This is a genomic window from Streptomyces sp. MMG1533 (genome assembly GCF_001279775.1).
Classification (GTDB): domain Bacteria; phylum Actinomycetota; class Actinomycetes; order Streptomycetales; family Streptomycetaceae; genus Streptomyces.
Window position 1 is genome coordinate 1 of record NZ_LGDG01000025.1, and the last position, 19,008, is coordinate 19,008.

Below are 19,008 nucleotides of genomic sequence, written 5' to 3' on the forward strand. Positions count from 1 at the left end.
CGTGTGGTCGGTCGAAGGCTTTTCTACGTCCGGCAGGTCGCGGTTGACTGCGCGCACGGCCGGTCCGATTCGCCAACAGCCGCCCGCCGCCTGGCATCGACCGGCCGCAGACGGCCGAGCAACACCCGTCAGCGCGTCAGCAGCTGTCCGCGTTCATCCGCACGTGGCTGGGGACTATCACGTGTACGCCGACAGATGGTGCGGAATAGAGCCAGGCACCGGGCGGGCGGACTCCCGCAGTTGGCGGTCGAGGTCAGGCCGACTTGTCGTGCACGGAGATCGGCGGGGCATGACGGACGGCCGGACTGAAGGTGGCGATGAGCGCGGTAACAAACATCACCGTGGCCAGCACGAACACGGAGCTGATTGGTCCGATGGTGATGAGCAGGTATCCGGCACCGAGGGAGGCCAGCGGCATGACCCCCCAGGACAGGGTCATGGCCGCGCTGGTGACACGCCCCAGCAACCCGTTGGGAACCAGGACGGTTATGTAGGTGGTGATCACGACGTTCCACAGCGGTCCGACGAAGGCGGTGGCAGCACCGATGGCGCCGATCAGCACAGGGTTCGACGTGATTGCGAACAGAGGCAGAAGCGCAGTCCAGATCCAATTGACGCCGACGATGACGGTCTTGGGCTTGAAGTGACGATGGAGCCTGCTCGCCGCGAGTGCGCCGATCAGACCACCACCGCTGTAGATGCCGAGCATCATCCCGATGGTGGTGGATGTGGCGCCTTGGTGCTGGGCGAGGACAACCAGGATCAATACGAGAGCCTGGAAGACCAGGTTGCTGACGGCGATCAACAGGATCGCTGCGCGGATGAGGGGGTGGCGCCAGACCCAGCGCAAGCCTGCGGTGGTCGCCTGCCACAGAGGCTCCGATGGAGGCTTTGTCTGGTTCTGCAGGTCACTTCGGATGAACACCAGCACGATGGAGGCAACGACGTAGGAGACCGCATCAGCCAGGAAAGGCACGGCGCGGTCGATGCCGAAGAGCATGCCGCCCAGGGGAGGACCGGCCAGAGCCGCACCGCGGCTTCTGGCCTCGTTATGGGCCACTGCCGTTGGCAGGAGCGCGACAGGGACGATCTTCGGGAGTGCGGCGCGCTCGGCCAGCCCGAAGAAGACGAAGCACAGTCCCTGCACGAAGGCGATCACGGCGAGGTGCGCGACCGTGAGTTCGCCCCACCACATGGCAATCGGGACGGTGGAGAGTGCCAGTCCCGCGGCGAGTTCGCTAATCAGAAGGATCTTGCGGCGGTTCCACCGGTCCACCAGCGCTCCGGCCGGCAGGTGAGCGATGAGGAAGGGGAGCGTGCCGGCGGCTCCGACGATTCCGGCGTCGGAGGGCGATCCGGTGGTCGCCAGCACAAGCAGCGGCATCGCCGTCCCGCTGATCTGGGCGCCCAGGGTCGAGACGACCTGACCGCTCCACAGAGCGACGAACTCACGGATGCGCCATAACGAGGGCCGTACGGCGGTTCCTTCGGCGGTCGGGGCGGTCACGAAACGTCCCCGCTGTCAGGGGTGGGGAAGGCATGGAACACCATGGAGATGTGCCGGCTGCCGGGGGGCGCCTGACCGGGTTCCCGGTGCCAGCGTTTGAGAAAGGCGACGTACTCCTCACCGAACTCGCCCAGTTCCTCAGCGGTGAGCATGGTGCCGCTGAAGGAGTGCATGGCGCTGGCGGCAAATTCGCCGAACGCCTCTCTGCTGGACAGGTAGGCGGTCAGGTCACGATCAGCACGCTCCATCCATTGCCGGCCGATTTCCTCGGCGGCGAGAGCAACCTCGGGTTCCGTTGGGCGGCGCGGCAGCCGCACGTCCTGTGGGATGGCTCGCCAGTACTTGCGACGCCCGGATGAGCGGTCCGTGTCTTCTTCGATGAACCCGAACCGGGCCAGTTGCCGCAGGTGATAGCTGGTCGCGCCGCGGTCCTCACCGAACTCGGCGGCCAGGTCGGCGGACGTAGCCGGACCATGGCGCTGAAGCCAGGTCACCAGTTGTTGGCGCAGCGGGTGAGCGAGGGCCTTGAGTGCGTCGATGTCAGACAGCACGCGTGGTCGTAGTTCAGGCATGACGAGAAGATATCTATGCAAAGACTTCTTCTCAATGCCTCTCGCGCGGCTTCTTGGGATCGGCGGGCCACCTCGGCTGCGTAGGCCGTCCTGACGGCCCCGGCCGCCCATCGCTCGGCAGCCGATGGGCTGAGCCCAAGCGGGCGGCGGTGCTCCGGATCGTCGATGGCTGCGGTCTTCTGGTCGATCCATCGCTCCAGGCGGGCCAGGTACTCGTCCCGGACCGGGAGGATGGCCGGCGGAGACCAGGACGGCTCGGAAATAGTCGACGGCCAGGTCCCGCTGGTGGCTCCTGCGGGCGTCGAGGGCTTCGTGGGTGAGTTCGCAGGTGCCGGCGGCGAGGTCGGTGACGAGGCGGGTGACCGTGTCCGACTCCCGCAGATAGAGCAGGGTCCGGCGGGGGTTGAGGTCCAGCAGCGCGGCCGCGACCTTGTCGAGCTCAGGACGGCGTTTGCCGTCGGGCGGCGTCAGCAGCGCCCGCAGCTGGCGTTCGCCGGCGCATCGGCGGCAGAGACCGAAGCGGAACAGCCACTCGACCGTGCCGCACTGCTGGCAGGGCTTGTGGGCTTCGGGGGCCTTCTCCCAGCAGTTCTCGCAGATGGGTCCGCGTGTGGTCCGGGCGGTGACTCGGGAGGGGCGTCCGCAGTCGGTGCAGGGCTCCAGCCTGCGTGAACAAGCCCGGCAGCGAGGCGAGTCGGTCTTGGCGAACATGCAGCCGCGGAGCTTGCGGCAGGATCCGCACTGGACGATCGGCAGTTTGCGGCAGACAGCGCAGAGGGGCCCGTCGGTGGTGCGGGCGGCGACGGCGTCGAGCCGACCGCAGACACCGGATTTCTCCTGGTAGGCGGGCTCCTCCCGGCGGCAGGTGACGCAGATCGGGGCGCCCTCATCATCGCGGCCGGCGACCGGTCGGTGGCGTCGGCACCACTTGCAGCGCTCGGACTTCGAGCGGTTGTAGCAGGTCCCGCAGACCCTCATCCGGGTGATCGAGTGGGTCAGCCGGACCTCGCGACCAGACGCCCCCCGATGACCTGTCCCAGGGTGGGGTGACGGGCAGGTGGGGCAGTGCGGGCGTCTACCTCAGCATCGCCATCTGGGTGTGGCGCCGACCCGCGTAGCGCGCAAGTGCTTGATCCATCTGCTCTGGCGAAGTCTTGATCCGGTACTTGTCCAAAGTCAGGATGCACAGCCCACCGTAGCGTCGGCGGAAAGGCAAGAGCATCGACCGGGGTATGGCAGCACCCGGCCGCGACCACAGAACAAGGGCGTGCTCCTCGGGGTCGGAGAGGCTCACGACGCCGACGCGGTCCATGTCGCCCCATGGAATGTGCAGGCGTTGCCTGCCGAAGGCGCTGATCGTCATCCCCGTGGGGCCGATGTGGAAGCTCCATCGCGAGGGCCTGGTCGCGGGCAGCGTCCACGGCCTGGTGCTCGGTGTCGGTGACGATGCCGAGCCGCCGCACGTGCGCGTACTCGTCTTCGTCCTTCCACTGCCAGCTGGTCAGGTCGGGGGCGACGACCAGGTCCACGGCGAGGTCAAAGGTGTCGAACCCATCGCCGGTCCGAGCGGTGGGGTGCTCGAAGTTCACGTACCAGTTCCGCAGCCCGCCGATGGTGTAGAAGGCGTTTACGCTGAACCACGCCGCTGGCGGCTTCCACAGGAGCAGCTCGGTCTCCTGCCACACCGCGGCCGCCAGCTCCCAGACTCCACTCGCCATCAAGTCAAACGCCTCGGTGCGCACCGTACGGTCGCCGTCTGCGTGGGCCTTGACGTACAGGGCGGGCCAGCGGGTCTCGGCTCCCGGCGGACAGGCTGTCACCAGGGCCTCGCTCGTGTCGGCGACGATGCGCAGTGCGTGCTCGCTCCACACGCGGCCGGAGCGGTGCACGTCGCGTCGTACGACCGTCTGTCCCGTCTCGAAGGTGCGCACCCGTTCCTCCTTCGCCGCTGCCGGACTGTTCGGCTCGCGGTGCCCAGCCCAGCGCTGACGGGACGGCCTGGGCAAGCCCCCGTTCAGGGAAGCTTCCCAAAGGCCCTTTCGGCTTACCCGGTCAGGTCCGCGGCGGAAGAGGCCCCGGAGCACCACGTTCGATCTTCAGGCCTTAGGGCCTGACCTCTGCCGCCTCCGCCAGCGGCTCCGGCAGGACCATCGCCATCATCGACGCATACGACGGCCCGAACGCCGAGTCGGACCTGGCCAACACCCACGACAGTCAGGCTCTGATGCCCCTGTCCGCAGCCTCGCGCCGATCCGCAAGGCATCACCCCCTACAGCGCTGACGGTGGACTGTGGCCACTTCGTCTCGCAGATCAGGGTCGTGTGAACTACGTATTTGCGCGGGCGACCTCGATCCTGTGTGGGCGAGCCGAGGTGTACGCGATTTCGATGGCCCTGGGAGTGCCGGAGGCGAGGGAGTCGCCGGGAGAGGCCGCTGGCGCAGGCGATCCCGCCAGGGCAGAGACGACGGCACACAGGGAGCGCGCGGCGTCCAGCGGCTCCTGCATGCCAGCCACCGTGCAGGCGAAGCCGGTGCCCTGCGAACCGGCACACCGCGTCATTCCGAAGGAATGCGAAACTCGAATTTGGGACGGTCCCACGGCACAGCGGGCGGGTTCGCGAGCGCGGTCCCGGTCCGCACTGCACCAACGCGGTGGTAGAAGTCCTCGGCGGGAAGATGCGACACGACCTTGACACGGCCGAGCCCGGCGGCACGGGCCTCGGACTGCATGTGCGCGACGAGCAGCCGTCCAATACCACGTCCTTGCGCTTCGTCGGCGACGAACAGCAGGTCGAGCTCCGGTGGAGCGAGGACGAGCGAGTAGAACCCGATGACCCGGCCTCCATGCTCGTCGGCGCCGACGGCTACGAAAGCGCGGTGGGCTTCGATGTAATCAGGACCGACCCGGTAGCCCGCCACTGCGGCTGCGTACTTACCCTCGTAGGCGCCTGAGCCACGCACGAGCCGCGTGAGCCGTTTGGCATCCCGCGCGACGGCCCTCCGTATCGTGATCGGCCGGCTGATCGGGGAAGTGCGTGAACTCATCGGGACAGTATTTCGCACCGGAGAGTGCCTTCGTGCGGCGGGTCGGCTGCTCGGGCAGGCGTTCCTGCACCGCTCCCGGGGACCACTCGCCCAGGCCCCGATCGGCCACGGCACTGCCGCGTCGCCCGCCAGCAGCAACTGGACGCCCGAACCGCTGCGGAGGAGCCGGAGAACGGAGTGGTCGACGGCTGCTTCCCCTGGGCCTGCCGCAGCGAAGAGCCAGCCTGTGCAGGACGACTTCGGGCTGGCCTCGTGAGGCCGATCATCCTCGACCTGTTCGCCGTCCCCGACGGCTGGAGCCACGCCCTCACCATCCTCGGAGCCCGGGACATCGGCCTGGAGCCGCGCACGGATCTCCATGCGCCTTTCCCCGCGCTCCGCACAGCCCCGAGGCACAGGCCCTGCCGCCGCGGTGACCAGCACTGCCAGCGGCAGTCCGAGTGTGCTGCGCTTCCTACCCACGAGCTTCTTGCCCGCGTCCGTGCCCTGACTTGCGGCAGGCACGCTCGTGGACGTCTTCACGCTCTGCGCGTCGATCACGCAGGCCGACGGGCTGCCTCTTTTACCTTGCTGCTGCCGCACCAATTCCCGCAGTAGTCCGTTGAGCTGGGCGAACACGCCGTCCTTCTGCCACTTGGCGAAGTAGCCGTAGACGGTTTCCCAGGGCGGGAAGTCGTGGGGCAGATAGCGCCACTGCACCCCGGTGCGGTCCAGGTACAGGATCGCGTTCAGGATTTCGCGCAGGTCATGCTCGGGCGGGCGTCCGATGTCCAGGGCGTGCTGACGTCGCTCGGCCCGCAGGCCACCAGTACCGGCTCGACCAGCTCCCAGCGGGCGTCGGACAGATCACTCGGAGAGGCACGGCGTTCCTCCATGAACTGGACGTACCGCCGGCAAGTGTGTGCGCCCAGGCGCGGGTTCTGCCTCGTCGATGCACGGAAACGGCTTCGGACGTCTTGGAATGAAACGGGCGCAACTCGACTTCGACCTCAGCTGTCGCACCATCCAACCCGTAGGACCCAGCCCCAATCTCAGCCCCACCTGCACCACACGGTCGCACTGCAGAAAGCAAGACAAGGTGTCACGCCATAGGTGAAAACGACCTCTCAGGCCGGGAGGGCCAGGCTGCGGTGGCGGGATGCGACGATACCGACCACCGCGAGGGCGGTGAAGGCCACGAGGAGAGTGACGACGGGGGCCATGGTGATCGCGGCGGCCGGTGCCTTGGGGATATGGGTGAACGGCGACAGGTCCTGGGCCCACTGGGGCCATTCCAGGCTCGGGCCGAACAGCGGGCCCAGCAGGACGGACGCCATGAGCACGGTCCAGGAGACCGGGCCGGCCCACCGCGGGAGCAGCCCCACCACCGCGACGACGACACCGCCGAGCACCAGGATCCCCGGCAGCTGGGCGAGCGCGGCCGTCGTCAGGTCGCCCAGCTGGGCGGCGGCACCTCCGCCCAGCGTCCGGCCGGCCGCCACTCCCATGCCGACCGCGAAGAGCAGGAGGAGCCCGGCGGCGCCGAGTACGGCGTTGATGATGTGGGCCGTCGCCCACCGTGCCCTGCTCACCGCGGTCGCCAGGACGGGCTCCAGACGGCCCTCGGTCTCCTCGGCATGCATGCGCAGCAGGATCTGCACCGTGTAGATCGCGGCGGCCATGCCGGCCATCCCGATGATCGATGTGCGGTAGGCGTCGACGATCCGGTCCGTGCCGCCCACGCGCGTGTACCAGTCGCGGGCCGAGCCGTCCATGTCCGCGACCTCACCACCGATGGCGCCGAGGACCAGGCCGAAACCGAGCATGCCGACCGCCCAGGCGAGCAGCGAGCCGCGCTGCAGCCGCCAGACCAGCCCGAACGGGCTGAGCAGCCCGGGCGCGGCCTCGGCGTGACCGCGCCGCTCGGGGAGCATGCCCCTGCCGACATCCCGTCGGCGCACGAGCGTGCCGGCCACGCCGAGCAGGACGCCAAACAGGACGGCGAACAGCGCGAGCGGCCACCAGTGATCACCGCCGAACGGCCGCATCTGCTGGCCCCAGCCGAGCGGGGACACCCAGGAGGGCCAGGCACTGATCACCCGCAGCCCACTCGCGTCGGCCCGGCCGAGCATGTTCCCGACACCGCTGAGCAGAAAGGCGAGCCCGAGGACCGCCGAGGCGATACCACTGGCCCCACGCGTGGTGGACGACAGCTGTACGGCGATCGCGGCAACACCGGCGAACACGATGCCGACCGCGCCGACCGACGCGCCGGCAGTGACCGAGCCCGCCACCGGCTGACCGTTCACGATCATCGCCAGGCCCAGCAGCCCCGACAGCGCGATGTTCGCGCCGACGGCGACGACGACCCCGGCAGCGAGCCCCGCGTACCGTCCCACGACTGTCGCGCCCAGCAGATCGGCACGCCCGGTCTCCTCGTTCTGGCGGGTGTGGCGCACCACGGCGAATGTACTCATCAGCGCCGTGAGCACCGCCAGCGTCAGATAGCCGCGGACCAGCGTGTAACCGCCGACACTGGCGCCGGAAGCCAGACCCAGCATGCGCATCGCCGCGTTGCCCGCCATGAGCTCGGTCTGCTCGATCACGTCCTGACGCGTGGGGAGGCCGCTGACACTCATGGCGGTGATACCGGCCATGAACGCGCTCAGCCCGAGAACCCAGGCGGAAAGGGCGAACCGGTCGCGCCGCAGCGCGAGCCGGGTGAGCGCGACCGCGCCGGTCAAGCCGGCCGTCCGCCCGGTCATCGCGAACTCCCCAGGCCCGCCCCGGTGTCCGGGAGGCCCCCTTCGGTATCCGAGGCGTCCGAGGTATCCGAGGCGTCCGGGACGCGTATGTCGTCCCCGTAGTGGCGCAGGAACAGCTCCTCGAGCGTGGGCGGCGAGCTGGTCAGCGTACGGACGTCGAAGGCCACCACGTGCCGCAGCACCTCACCCATTGCACCGGCGTCCACACTGAACCGCGCACGGGTGTGGTCCCCGCTCAGGTCGTGCACCCCCGGCACCTCGGCCAGCGCGTCGATCGGCTTGGCGGTCTCGACGGTCACCGTCGTACGGGTCAGATGGCGCAGCTCGTCGAAGGTGCCCGACTCGGCGGCCCGGCCCGCACGGATGATGGTGACGCGGTCGCACAGCGCCTCCACCTCGGACAGGATGTGGCTGGACAGCAACACACTCCGGCCGGCCCCGCGCACTTCCCGGACCACCTCCTGGAAGACCTCCTCCATCAGCGGGTCCAGACCGGAGGTCGGCTCGTCCAGGAGATACAGCTCGACATCGGAGGCGAAGGCCGCCACGAGGGCAACCTTTTGCCGATTGCCCTTGGAGTAGGCGCGACACCGCTTGCCCGGGTCGAGCTGGAACCGCTCCATCAGGTCGGCCCGGCGCTTGCGGTCGAGGCCCCCGCGCAATGCGCCCAGCAGGTCGATCACCTCACCCCCGGTGAGGTTCGGCCACAGATTCACCTCCCCCGGCACAAACGCCAGCCTGCGGTGGAGCGAGACCGCGTCCCGCCACGGATCCCCGCCCAGCACCGAAACCGCCCCGCCGTCCCTGCGCAGCAGTCCCAGCAGGACCCGGAGCGTGGTCGTCTTGCCGGCGCCGTTCGGCCCCAGGAAGCCGTGCACCTCCCCGGTCCCCACAACCAGGTCGAGACCGTCAAGGGCCCGGGTCGCACCGAACTCCTTGACCAGCCCGGAAACCGAGATCATCGCTGTCACGTCCGCTCACCTCACCGCGAACATCCTTCGCCCCCCTCACCGCAAGCATCCACGCAGAAAGCAGCCACGGGGTAGGGCCGAACCGTCCCGGATCCCGGGCCCATCGTCCTGTGTGACGGGCAGGCAGCACGTGGAGTCGCACAACGTACAGTGCCCACCGCATAAGGCGATGGGCACCGTGCGTGACCATTACCCGCAGGTGAGCCTGGCCCACCTGCGGTTTCAGCCCCAGATGTCGTACTGCTGGAAACCGGTGCCGACCGAGACCCGTGGGGCAAAGATCTCGGTGGTCGCCTTCCCGGTGCCCTTGTACAGGTAGAGCGTGCCGCCGGAGGTGCGGGCCAGGAAGTCGGCCTTGCCGTCGCCGCTGATGTCGCCGACCGCATCGAAGGCGTTGTAGCCGGTCCAGGCGCTGCGAACCTTGATCCGGGAGGAGAATGCCTCGGAGCCGGTCTTGCCGGTGCCCTTGTACAGGTACAGGTCGCCGGTGCTGGACTGGCGGGCAAGCAGGTCTGCCCTGCCGTCACCGGTGAGGTCGCCGTGGCCGCGCACGGAGTTGTACTGATTCCAGCCGGTGCGGGCCGAGAAGCGGGAGCCGAAGGTGCCGTTGCCCTTGCCCGGGTAGATCCACAGTGTCCCGCCGGAGTCCACCGACAGGATGTCGGGCAGGTAGTCGCCGGTGACGTCGCCCGGCGCGATGATCCGGGTGCGGGTCTTCCAGCCGGTGAAGATCTTCGTGTCGGTCCAGGAGCCGTCCGTACGGGCACTGTTGAGCACGAAGTGCTCCCAGTACACGTCACCGGTGGAGCTGACCCGGTAGATCAGGTCCTGGTAGCCGTCCCGGTTGAGGTCCGTCTGGAGGACCAGGTTGACGCCGCTCCAGTTGCCCCAGGAGGCGCGGGCGCCGAAGGAGCTGCCGTTGGAGTCCTTCTCGTAGCCGGTCTTCGTGGAGGACTCCCGGACAAAGATGTCGGCCTTGCCGTCGGCCTTGCTGTTGAAGGTGCTCAGGTTCGTGTCGTCGATCTGGGGATAAGCGGAGCCGACGTAGGCACTCACCTTGGTGAAGACGCTGTAGTAGCCCTTCGCCGCGCAGTCGTTGTAGTAACCGAAGGAGGCCACGCCGGCGATCCTGCCGCCCACCACGAGCGGACCGCCGAAGTCACCGTCGCACATCGCGCTGGTACCGGTGTCGCTCCCGCTCTGGGTGCCTGCGCAGACCATCTTTCCCGCGACGAAGGCCGAGTCGTAGACGCCGGAGCAGGTGCTGTCGGACTGCAGGGTCAGCGTGGCCGTCTGCAGCGTCTGGGAGATGTCCTGGCTGGTGGTGCTGGTACGGCCCCAGCCGTAGACCTTGGCCTGGGTGCCGGCGGCGTACGAGCCGGTGTCGCCGTAGCCGACCATGCGGATCGGCGTGGCCTTGACCGGGACGGCCAGAGTGAGCAGCCCCAGGTCACTCTCGTTCCTCCCCGCCTCCTTGTCCACCGGGTCGTATCCCGGCTGCCACCACTGGCGCAGCACGGCCGTGGCCTGCCCGCCGTGCAGGTCCGTGGTACCGGTGGAGTCGGTGGTGGGCAGTTGGTCGGCACCCGTGACGACGGCGCCGTGGGCCTGCCAGTTGTAGTCCCTGTTGTCGGTCCTGAGGCAGCTGGCGGCGGTCAGGATCTTCGTCGGCGCCACGACCGCGCCACCGCAGAAGAAGCCCACGTCGTCGCTGGTGTCGGTGGTGTTCCTGTCGTCGTGGTACCAGAGCTGGGCCATCCACGGGGCCGTGCTGATGGCGGTCTCGCTGCCACCGATGACCATCGGTTCGACGCTCGACGTGTTCGGGCCGGAGCCCAGCGACGACTTCCCGGTCGTCAGACCCGCAGTGTCGTCGCCGGCAAGGGCGCCCGTGATGCGCTTCTCCAGGGTGGAAAGCGAAGGCGAGCCGATGGCCGGCTTGACCACCGGGGTCGGCACGGTGGTGGCCGCACCGGCGGAAGAGGCCATCACCACGGCGGCGACAGCCGCGGCGACACCGGCGCCGGCCACGGGCAGGGCAATGCGTATCCGGCGTCTGCGACGGCCGCCGGACCGTGTCGTGGTCAACGAAGTCCCCCCAAAGGAACATGAGACGGAAGGGACGCGAAGCACGCCCCTCCCTCTCAGCGCCCAAGAGCCGACCTCCGTCACTGATGACTGCTGCATGCGGGGTGCCACGCGGTGGGAAAGCAACAGGTCAGGTCAGATGTTGACCCGGAACGAGCGGACAGCAGCGGGACAAGCGCTGTTCTTCGAGGCCTGAATCCACGAGGTTCTGTGGTCCTGTCCCACCACCAGCAGAACGTGGCCATCCGAGGGCGGCATCAGGTGAAAGCGGCTGCCGGAAGCTCTGCCTCCGTCTCCTCACAGGAGAGGTAGATACCGAGCTCACCCTCCAGGAACCGCAGGAAGGCGACATCGCCCAGCTCATGACCGTCGTACACGAAGCCGAGCGCCACCTCGGCCGGGGCGCCGTTCCTGAGGTGCGGCAGGCCAGGCTCGAAGGACGTCACCGCATCGCCGCGGCAGGCATGTCGATGCGGCTGAAGCCCTTCGCGTTGCGATGCACGCAGAACGCCCGTCCGCGCTCGGACAGCGCCACGAGGTACGGGCCCGTCCGGCAGTGGAATTCCTCCAGCGCATACGCCCAGCCCGCCACCGAGCCCGCTCTGACGACGGTGTGCGGCGGGGCGGGCAGAAAGCCGGCACTTGTCAGCCGGGCAACCGCCGCTTCGTCTTCCCAGTCCAGGAAGTCGAGGTCGCTGATGTGGTCCTCCTCATCCCTCAGCAGCAGCTCGTACGCTGCGGAGCGGGTGAGCGGGACAAGGTGGCGCTCCTCGGCGCCGACGCGGCGCAGCAGCTCGTACGGTGAGAGGCCCTCGCTGAGTGTGAGCGTGAAGCTGGTGCTGTAGGCATCGGCTATCCAGCGCAGCCCGTTTCCCGCAGGTCCCCCGTCCATCAAACCGCCCTCCCCGCACGGTGGCCGCCGCGATGACGACCCTTGCGCGCAGAATCTAACGCTCACTACCGACACCCACTTGCGGTAGGACAGCCAGAGTCCAGAGACGATTGGCGAACTGCTGAACCTGCCAATGCTGTGCTCGCCGTACGGACGCACTCACCTCCTCCTCAACGGCGCAAGCAACGACAATCACTCGATACAGAAGACCGTCATTCCCGGAGATCGTGGCCGGCGCCGCGCAACTGCCGGATGCGACCGCGCTGGACTCTCTTGTGTGACCCTGTACGGGTGTCTGAGACCCAGGGTGTCTCGCGCGGCACACCTCCGTAGACGAGACGCGTTCGCCGCCGATGGTTCGGGGAGCCGAAGAAGGAACAGGGCCGCGCGGCCGTCGGCCCAGCACAGATGGCCTGCGCGATTACAGCGGATTCAGCGGGCCGCCGGCGCGGTCGTCGGCTCAGCGGTGAGTGACGCCCTGGGCGGCCCCTTCGAGTTCAGTCCCCTGGGAGCGTTCTCCGCGTGGTTTCCCGCGCCTGGTGCCGGTGGTGAGATGTGCGGAGGCGGTGGCTGGGACCCCGGCGAGGCCACTGACGACGCGCAGATGGCCGTCCTGGTCGCGGAGTCGCTGCTGGAGCGGGGCGGAATGGATCTGCCGGACATCTTCGCCCGCTTCCAGCGGTGGGCAGCAACAGAACCGAAGGACATCGGCTTGCAGACCGAAGACGTCCTGACCAACGGCATGCCCTGGGACCTCGCGGCCGCGATCCATTTCCAGGTCAACCAACGAGCAGCGGGAAACGGCTCCTTGATGCGGGCATCGACCTCCGCGGTCCACTTCGCGGCCGCCGGCCAAGAAGCCGCCATGGACGCGGCCCGCCGCATCGCTGCCCTCACCCACGGTGACCGCGCGGCCTGGGAAGGCACCGCGATCTTCCACGAACTCATCCGCGTCACGTTCCAGGACACCGACCCCCCTCACCGCGCTCCCGGACATCCTGGCTCTTGTCCACCCCGACCACCGCGGCTGTTACGCCACAGTCCTCGCGCCCGACTGGCACCCCGATCAGGCGACCGAGTTCAACGGTGCCGTCCGGCCCCGCCTGGGCTCCGCCGTCTGGGCCCTGCGCACCACCACCAGCTTCGAAGACGAAGACGCGATACGTGCGGCGATCGACCCCGGCGGTGACACGGACACCGTCGCCGCGGTGACCGGAGGCCTCGCGGGGGCGTACTACGGGCTGGATGCAATCCCCGCCCACTGGACGCAGCCGCTCCATGTCCCGCTCCCAGGATTCGGCCGGTTGGACGAACGCACGGCCGCCTGCGCCGATCCGCCCCGCGGTGCTGTTCCGCCGTCTTCCGGTCATCACTCGGAGGCCAACCCTCCTCGCAGGCCGACCCTGGCGCCGGAGCACCACGGCTGATGCCTCCTCCGGCCTTCCGATGGTCAGTCGCTACGGGCCGTTCCGATCCTCCTCACAGGCCTTTTTGGTTGCTCGGGCGAAATCAGTTGGCGGGCTTGCCGAACCAGCGGGAGAGCTGGCCGTCCAGGTCCTGCTGGTCGTCGCCGATCCAGGCGACGTGGCCGTCGGGGCGTAGCAGGACGCACGGAACATCCAGTACCGCAGTGGGATCCGCGAGGTAATCGACCCGGTCTGACCAGCCGCCGACGGTCAGGCGTTCGGTGCGGTCCAGCAGCAGGCCGCGGCCGCGATGCAGCAGGCCGTAGAGGTGGCCCTGTTTCACGTCGATGTCGCGCAGGCGACGGCCGAGCAGGTCGGGACCTTCACCGAAGTCGTAGCGGATGCCGATCGCGGTGATCTTCTCGATCAGATAGCGGTTCACCTCGTCGAAGTCCATCAGTTCGGTGAGCAGTCTGCGCACGGCCTGCGGGCCCGGTTCGGTGGAGTGCAGTTCCATCTGGGCGCGGGTGTTGTCCAGCACGTCCTCGGCGACCGGACGACGTTCGGCATGGTAGGTGTCCAGCAGTGCTCTTGGCGCCCAGCCGCGAATCTGTGCGGCCAGTTTCCAGCCGAGGTTGCATGCGTCCTGAACGCCCAGGTTGAGGCCCTGTCCGCCGGTGGGTGGATGGATGTGTGCCGCATCGCCGGCCAGCAGCACCCGCCCGACCCGATAACGCTCGGCTAGCCGGGTGGCATCCCCGAAGCGGGACAACCAGCGCGGGGAGTGCACGCCGAAATCGGTTCCGGCGATGGCGCGGAGCTGTTGTTTGAAATCCTCGAGGGTGGGCGGTTCCGCACGATCGCTGACTCCCGCGACGGGGACTACGACGCTATATGCCCCTTCGCCGAAGGGCCTGAGCCAGAATCGCTTATTGGTCTCGCCGATTTGGGCCACCCTGGCGGCGATCTCCTCCTGCGGCACACCCACTTCCATCTCGCCCATCAGCGTCTCGGTTCGCGAGGGCTCACCGGGGAAGCCGACGCCGAGCACTTTGCGCACCGTACTGCGCCCGCCGTCACAGCCGACGAGATAGCGCGAACGCAGCTGTTCGCCGTCGGCCAGCTCGACGGTCACACCCTCGTCGTCCTGCTCGAAATCGGCCACCGCACAACCGCGCCGAACCTGCGCACCCAGTTCGATCGCATGCTCTTCAAGCAGGTGAACGATCACCGGCTGCGGGATTCCCAGCAGATAGGCGTGCGCGGAATCCAGGTCCTCAGGCGCGGGTTTGTTGATTGCGGCGAAGAATCCGCCGGCCGGACGCCGTCTTCCATGTTCGAGAATGCGATCCACCAGTCCGCGCATCGCCATCAGCTCGAGACTGCGAATATGCAGACCGACGATGCGGACGAACGATACGGGCTCGGTTTCCTTCTCCAGAACGAGTACCCGCACACCGTGCAGCCGCAGTTCAGCGGCCAGCATCGCGCCAGTCGGACCGCACCCGGCAATGATCACGTCGAACATGAGAGGCGCACGATCGGCGCCGGAGGCCGACGACCGGAGTCCGGGGACGTCGCCCACGGTGAAGTCGCGCTCGACCGTATCGTTCGACGACGGCTCGGCGGTGAACTGCGGAGAGTGCATAGGTGTTGCCTTTCGGGAGTGCCTCGCTGGCGAGGCGCTCCCGGCGACACCTACGTCAATCGCCCGACCGTGGCGGGAAGGGGAGCACCCACATCGATACAGCGTTCATGGGTCTCACCTCCTCGGGCGGTGTCACGGTCCACTGCAAGCTACAAGCCCGAGCATCACCCGTCCAATCCTTTCCCAGCCACGTGATCACGACTCCGAACGGGCCCGTGCGACTGCAGGGCGAATCCGGCGTGGCGGCCCGACTGGTCCCGGTCACGGTCGCGGTCGGGCGTGGCGGCCCGGCTGGTCCCTCTGCCCGATACTCCGCGACGGCGCCTTCTACGAACCCCGGCCCTCGGCCGCAGTCACCTGCCCAGCGGCTCCGCAAGGAGGACAACTCGATCAGCTTCGACATCGAAGCCGAGCACCGGATGGCCATAGGCGCCCTCCGGATCCATCAACACAGGCTTGCCCAACCGCCCCTCGATCTGCCGCAAGAAGCCGCAGAACACATCAAGTCGCTCCTGCCCCTGCAACTCCCGCAGATCAACATCGAAATCGATCTCCTCGTCTGAAGAGAAACGGAAGATCGCCAGCACATCAGCAGTCAGCCGGACACGCAGGTTCGGGCACTCAGCATCCGCTGGTCGGGACAGCACGGCCTCCGCCCGAGGCACCGGAAGCACCATCTCTCCTTCGGAGCACTGGCACTTCCAGCCCCTCTCCGCGACAAGATCAAGGGCATCCTGCCAGTTCTGCACCGAGGCATCAGGGATACGCACGTCCGGCAGTTGAGGGCCGCGATCGCCGTGCTGGTGGTGTTGGTGGTGTTGGTGGCGAAGCGGGTCAGCCGCAGTCCGTCGGCGTCGGTGAAGCGCAACTGGGCGCCGGGGTGCGGGCGTTCTCTGCGGACGATCAGCCACATTCCCTTCGGCCAGCTCTGGAGCACGTCGCCGTCGAGTTCGGCGACCCAGGCGCCGTCACCAACTTCTCCGTCGAGTTCGGTGGCCGCGGTCCAGGCCGAGGAGGCGGGAACCTTCAGGACGGCGTGGTGGATCTGCTCGGTGATGGACATGCCGACCGAGTACGACAGCCACCTGCCGCGCCTGGCCAGCCGGGCCACGAACTCGTGGGTGCCGCCGCCGGAGTCGGTCCGGATCAGTGTCTGACGCCCGCGCCGGTACTTCTTCGGCAGCTGGGCCAGGGCGAGTTGGGCGGTGGTGATGTGGTCGACTGCGGTGTTGCTGCCCGCGTTGCCGGGCGCAGCAGGCCCGCGACCGGCTCCCCGCTGCCGCCTCGGCCGTGGTCGACGAAACGTCGGCCAGACAGTCTCCGCCGAGCGCGACCGCCAGGACTGCATCCAGCAGGATCTTCCCCGGATCGTGCACCGCCCGCGCCCTGCACCACGGTGCCAGAGCCGCCGATATCACCTGGTCAGCCCTGTCTTCCGGGCCGTTTCCACCAACAGGACGTCTCCCGCCTGCGAGACCACCGCCCGGCCACCACCCTCGACGCGGACACGCGAGTAGGACCCGATGCGCTTCTTCACCTGGGAAGTGCCTGCGACGGTGGCAGGAACAAGGACCTCGGCGGTGCGGCACTCAGGCGGCGGGACGGCCATGCACGCTGACGGCGTAGCCGCCGCCTGGACGGTAAGGGTCGCCGGCCCAGGTAGCGAAGCGCTGCCGCAGCGTCAGTCCGGCCTCCGTGCACCAGTGGTCGAACTCCGTCAGCGTCACTGTCGGTTCCGGCAGTGGCAGGTGTTCCGCGTCCAGTCCCATGCCGGTGATCAGCAGTCCGCCGGCGCGCAATGCGGCGGCAAGTTGCCGCACAACAGCTGGTTCGGTACCGGGAGCCAGCAAGGGGATGACGTTTCCTGCGGCGAGTGCCAGGTCGAAGCCGGGTTCCAGACTGAGGCTGTCCAGGTGTGCCAAGTCACCGTGGAGCCACTCTTGCGTGGGGGCGTTGCGGCGGGCGACGGCGAGCATGGAGCGGTCGACGTCCACGCCCGTGCAGAGGTGCCCCAGCTCGGCGAGTCGGATCGCGATCCGCCCGGTGCCGCAGCCGGCATCGAGGATCCGGGCGGCAGGTTTCAGCAGCGCGTTGCAGAAGGCGGCCTCGCCGTGGATGTCGTGGCCTGATTCAGCGAGCCGCGCAAACCGCCGGGCGTACTCCTCTCCGGCTTGTCCGCCTGTCAGTTTCGCCCAGCGGTCGCGTTGGCTGCTCATGGTCTGCGTGCCTTCCGGTAGACAGGACGAGGACGGTGCCATCGCCTTCCTCACCGCCTCCAGCGCGGCGGGCAGCACGACCCTAGCCGGATCGACGCCGCAAACACCTGCTCGCTCACGCCCGCCCTCAGGGGGTGTAAGCCCAGGTTCAGGTGCCCGAGGCTGGACACGCGCTGCGCCTGGCTCACCTTTTGACCGGTGAACAGGCGTCTCGCCGACACCTCGCCGTACCGGTCGATGTGCGCGAACATGATCTCGTGGTTCTTCGCGTCGCGGTTTCGCCAGTCCAGGACCTGATCGCGGGTCAGGTCCTCGTGGACCGGCGCAAGGCGTGAGCCCGCGCCTCGCGGGTGCGCGCTCCGGGCCCGAGCGGGGCCGGGGCGCGCAAAGAAGCGGCTCAGCGCGTGAGGGGCGGAGTCATGCGGGCGTGGAGCAGGGCGGCGCGGGTGGGTTCGGCGCCCTTTTTGTGTTTCTCTCCGCCGGCCGGCGGATTATGAGTCCAGAAGCTGCTCCTGATGGATTCGGCCGGGGTCCATGTCCCACGCTTCGAAGGTGAAGTTGCCGGCTCCGGGGCCTGTGCTGTGGGCCTGGAGCCGCCATGGTCCGTCCCCGACCGGATAGAACCTGAGGGTGAGGACCTGTCCGGTGGCGAGGTAGATCTCGGCGATCGAACGGTCCACGACGATACGGAGTTCGACAGGTGTGCCCGGCACCTTCGCAGCAGGGCAGGGGAGGCTGTATGCGCCCGCTCGTGCTCGCACGTCCAGTGATGCGTGACCGCGGTCGACGGTGAGCCGGCCGGCGGAGGGGTCGAGGCTGATGTCGAGGTACTCGGTGCCGTCGGCCGAGGTGACCAGACGCAGGCCGGTCGTGCCGTTGGGGTCGGGAGTCAGGGTGGCGGTGAGGTCGAAGGTGCGGCTGACCTCCCCGAGTTCAACCGGCCGGGATCGGGTGACCTGTCCGGTGCGGGGCAGGATGGGTTCCCCGCGCAGGGCGAGCAGTTCGCGTGCGGGGCGCTGGGCGACCGTGCCGTCGTCGGCCAGGGTCAGTTCGCGAGGGAGGGTGAGGGCTCCTGCCCAGCCCGACTCGTTCGTCCACTCCGCGTCGCGGGCCTCCCACGCCCAGCCCCACAGCAGCCACCGTTCTTCCCCGGGGGCCTTCAACAGGGCGGGGGCGTAGAAGTCCGGGCCGTGGTCCAGTCGTACGGGGGGTACGGTCGCGGTGAAGCGGCCGTGTTCCTCGTGGCCGGTGTGGACCGTCACGTGGCTTGGGCCGCCCTGCGGGGTCCAGTCGCTGACGATCAGGACGCCGCGGTCACCGAAGGTCGCGTACTGGGGGCATTCCCAGCCGGCGGGATCAGCGGTGTCGGCGGGGCTGGTGTGGAAGGGGCCGAGGTAGGCCCAGTTCTCCAGGTCCTCGGACTCGTAGAGCAGTGCCGCTCCGCGGCCGTCGGTGAGGGCTGAGCCGACCAGTATCCGCCAGCCGCCGTCGTGCTGCCAGACGTAGGGGTCCCGGTACATGGTGGTTCCTGCGGGCGGCTGCGAGATGAGCAGCTCCGGCCGTTTGGCCCAGGTGTAACCGCCGTCGTACGACTCGGCGGTGGTGACCGGCTGCCACCAGCGGCCGGTGCGGTTGACGGAGTAGAAGGCCAGCAGCCGGCCGTCGACGGAGATCGCGTTGCCGGAGTAGCAGCCATCGGCGTCGTCGCCGCAGGGGGTGGGGGCGAGGGCGACCGGGAGCTGTTCCCAGGTGATCAGGTCGGGGCTGCGGAAGTGGCCCCAGTGCATGTTCGCGTGCTGCGGGCCGTGCGGGTTGTACTGGAAGAACACGTGGTAGTGGCCGTCATGGAAGACCAGCCCGTTGGGATCGTTGATCCAGTTGCGGGGCGGGCGCAGGTGTACGGCGGGCAGGTGGCGGTC

The 19,008-nt window shown here is 68.4% G+C and carries 13 protein-coding genes and 3 pseudogenes; 1 reads left to right on the plus strand and 15 read right to left on the minus strand.

Features of this window, described 5'->3' with window-relative positions:
* Window positions 1–253: 253 nt before the first annotated feature.
* From ADK57_RS05515 to ADK57_RS05560, 10 genes and pseudogenes are all read right to left on the minus strand, one after another.
* Window positions 254–1,507, minus strand: a complete 1,254-nt coding sequence (locus tag ADK57_RS05515; protein WP_053748199.1) for an MFS transporter — start codon at window positions 1,505–1,507, stop codon at window positions 254–256.
* Window positions 1,504–2,790, minus strand: a complete 1,287-nt coding sequence (locus tag ADK57_RS50910) for an ArsR/SmtB family transcription factor (RefSeq protein ID WP_234389977.1) — start codon at window positions 2,788–2,790, stop codon at window positions 1,504–1,506. The genes ADK57_RS05515 and ADK57_RS50910 overlap by 4 nt, the downstream gene beginning before the upstream one ends.
* Window positions 2,791–3,074: 284 nt before the next feature.
* Window positions 3,075–4,010, minus strand: coding sequence for a DUF402 domain-containing protein (locus ADK57_RS46935; protein WP_078972968.1), 936 nt, complete (start codon window positions 4,008–4,010; stop codon window positions 3,075–3,077).
* Window positions 4,011–4,635: 625 nt separating this feature from the next.
* Window positions 4,636–5,124 carry a GNAT family N-acetyltransferase gene (locus tag ADK57_RS46940; protein WP_078972970.1) on the minus strand — a complete coding sequence of 163 codons (489 nt, stop codon included), beginning with the start codon at window positions 5,122–5,124 and terminating at the stop codon, window positions 4,636–4,638.
* 402 nt (window positions 5,125–5,526) lie between these two features.
* Window positions 5,527–5,999, minus strand: a pseudogene (locus tag ADK57_RS46945) (IS5 family transposase); the annotation flags it as partial.
* A 231-nt stretch (window positions 6,000–6,230) separates the two neighbouring features.
* Window positions 6,231–7,868, minus strand: coding sequence for an ABC transporter permease (locus tag ADK57_RS05540; RefSeq protein WP_053748204.1), 1,638 nt, complete (start codon window positions 7,866–7,868; stop codon window positions 6,231–6,233).
* Window positions 7,865–8,839, minus strand: a complete 975-nt coding sequence (locus ADK57_RS05545; protein ID WP_324612178.1) for an ABC transporter ATP-binding protein — start codon at window positions 8,837–8,839, stop codon at window positions 7,865–7,867. The genes ADK57_RS05540 and ADK57_RS05545 overlap by 4 nt, the downstream gene beginning before the upstream one ends.
* A gap of 222 nt (window positions 8,840–9,061) precedes the next feature.
* On the minus strand, window positions 9,062–10,828 hold the full coding sequence (locus ADK57_RS05550) for a trypsin-like serine protease (protein WP_234389979.1): 1,767 nt from the start codon (window positions 10,826–10,828) through the stop codon (window positions 9,062–9,064).
* A 356-nt stretch (window positions 10,829–11,184) separates the two neighbouring features.
* On the minus strand, window positions 11,185–11,373 hold the full coding sequence (locus tag ADK57_RS46950; RefSeq protein ID WP_053748206.1) for a hypothetical protein: 189 nt from the start codon (window positions 11,371–11,373) through the stop codon (window positions 11,185–11,187).
* Complete coding sequence (locus ADK57_RS05560) at window positions 11,370–11,819, minus strand: hypothetical protein (RefSeq protein ID WP_053748207.1); 450 nt, start codon at window positions 11,817–11,819, stop codon at window positions 11,370–11,372. Before ADK57_RS05560 ends, ADK57_RS46950 begins: the two co-directional genes overlap by 4 nt.
* A gap of 430 nt (window positions 11,820–12,249) precedes the next feature.
* Between ADK57_RS05560 and ADK57_RS05565 the strand changes: the two are divergent.
* Window positions 12,250–13,246: pseudogene (locus ADK57_RS05565) on the plus strand (ADP-ribosylglycohydrolase family protein).
* An 82-nt stretch (window positions 13,247–13,328) separates the two neighbouring features.
* On the opposite strand, the gene rox reads toward ADK57_RS05565, so the two are convergent.
* The 5 genes and pseudogenes from rox to ADK57_RS05590 form a co-directional block, all read right to left on the minus strand.
* A complete protein-coding gene (gene rox / locus ADK57_RS05570; RefSeq protein ID WP_053748208.1) occupies window positions 13,329–14,873 on the minus strand; it encodes a rifampin monooxygenase in 1,545 nt (514 codons plus the stop codon).
* Between the two features lie 353 nt (window positions 14,874–15,226).
* On the minus strand, window positions 15,227–15,652 hold the full coding sequence (locus ADK57_RS05575) for a hypothetical protein (RefSeq protein ID WP_053748211.1): 426 nt from the start codon (window positions 15,650–15,652) through the stop codon (window positions 15,227–15,229).
* Window positions 15,653–15,684: 32 nt separating this feature from the next.
* A pseudogene (locus tag ADK57_RS46955) lies at window positions 15,685–16,410 on the minus strand (transposase); the annotation flags it as partial.
* Between the two features lie 52 nt (window positions 16,411–16,462).
* Window positions 16,463–17,089, minus strand: a complete 627-nt coding sequence (locus ADK57_RS05580; protein ID WP_053748212.1) for a class I SAM-dependent methyltransferase — start codon at window positions 17,087–17,089, stop codon at window positions 16,463–16,465.
* Window positions 17,090–17,580: 491 nt separating this feature from the next.
* The coding region (locus ADK57_RS05590; RefSeq protein WP_063785928.1) for a glycoside hydrolase family 32 protein at window positions 17,581–19,008 on the minus strand (1,428 nt) is incomplete at its 5' end.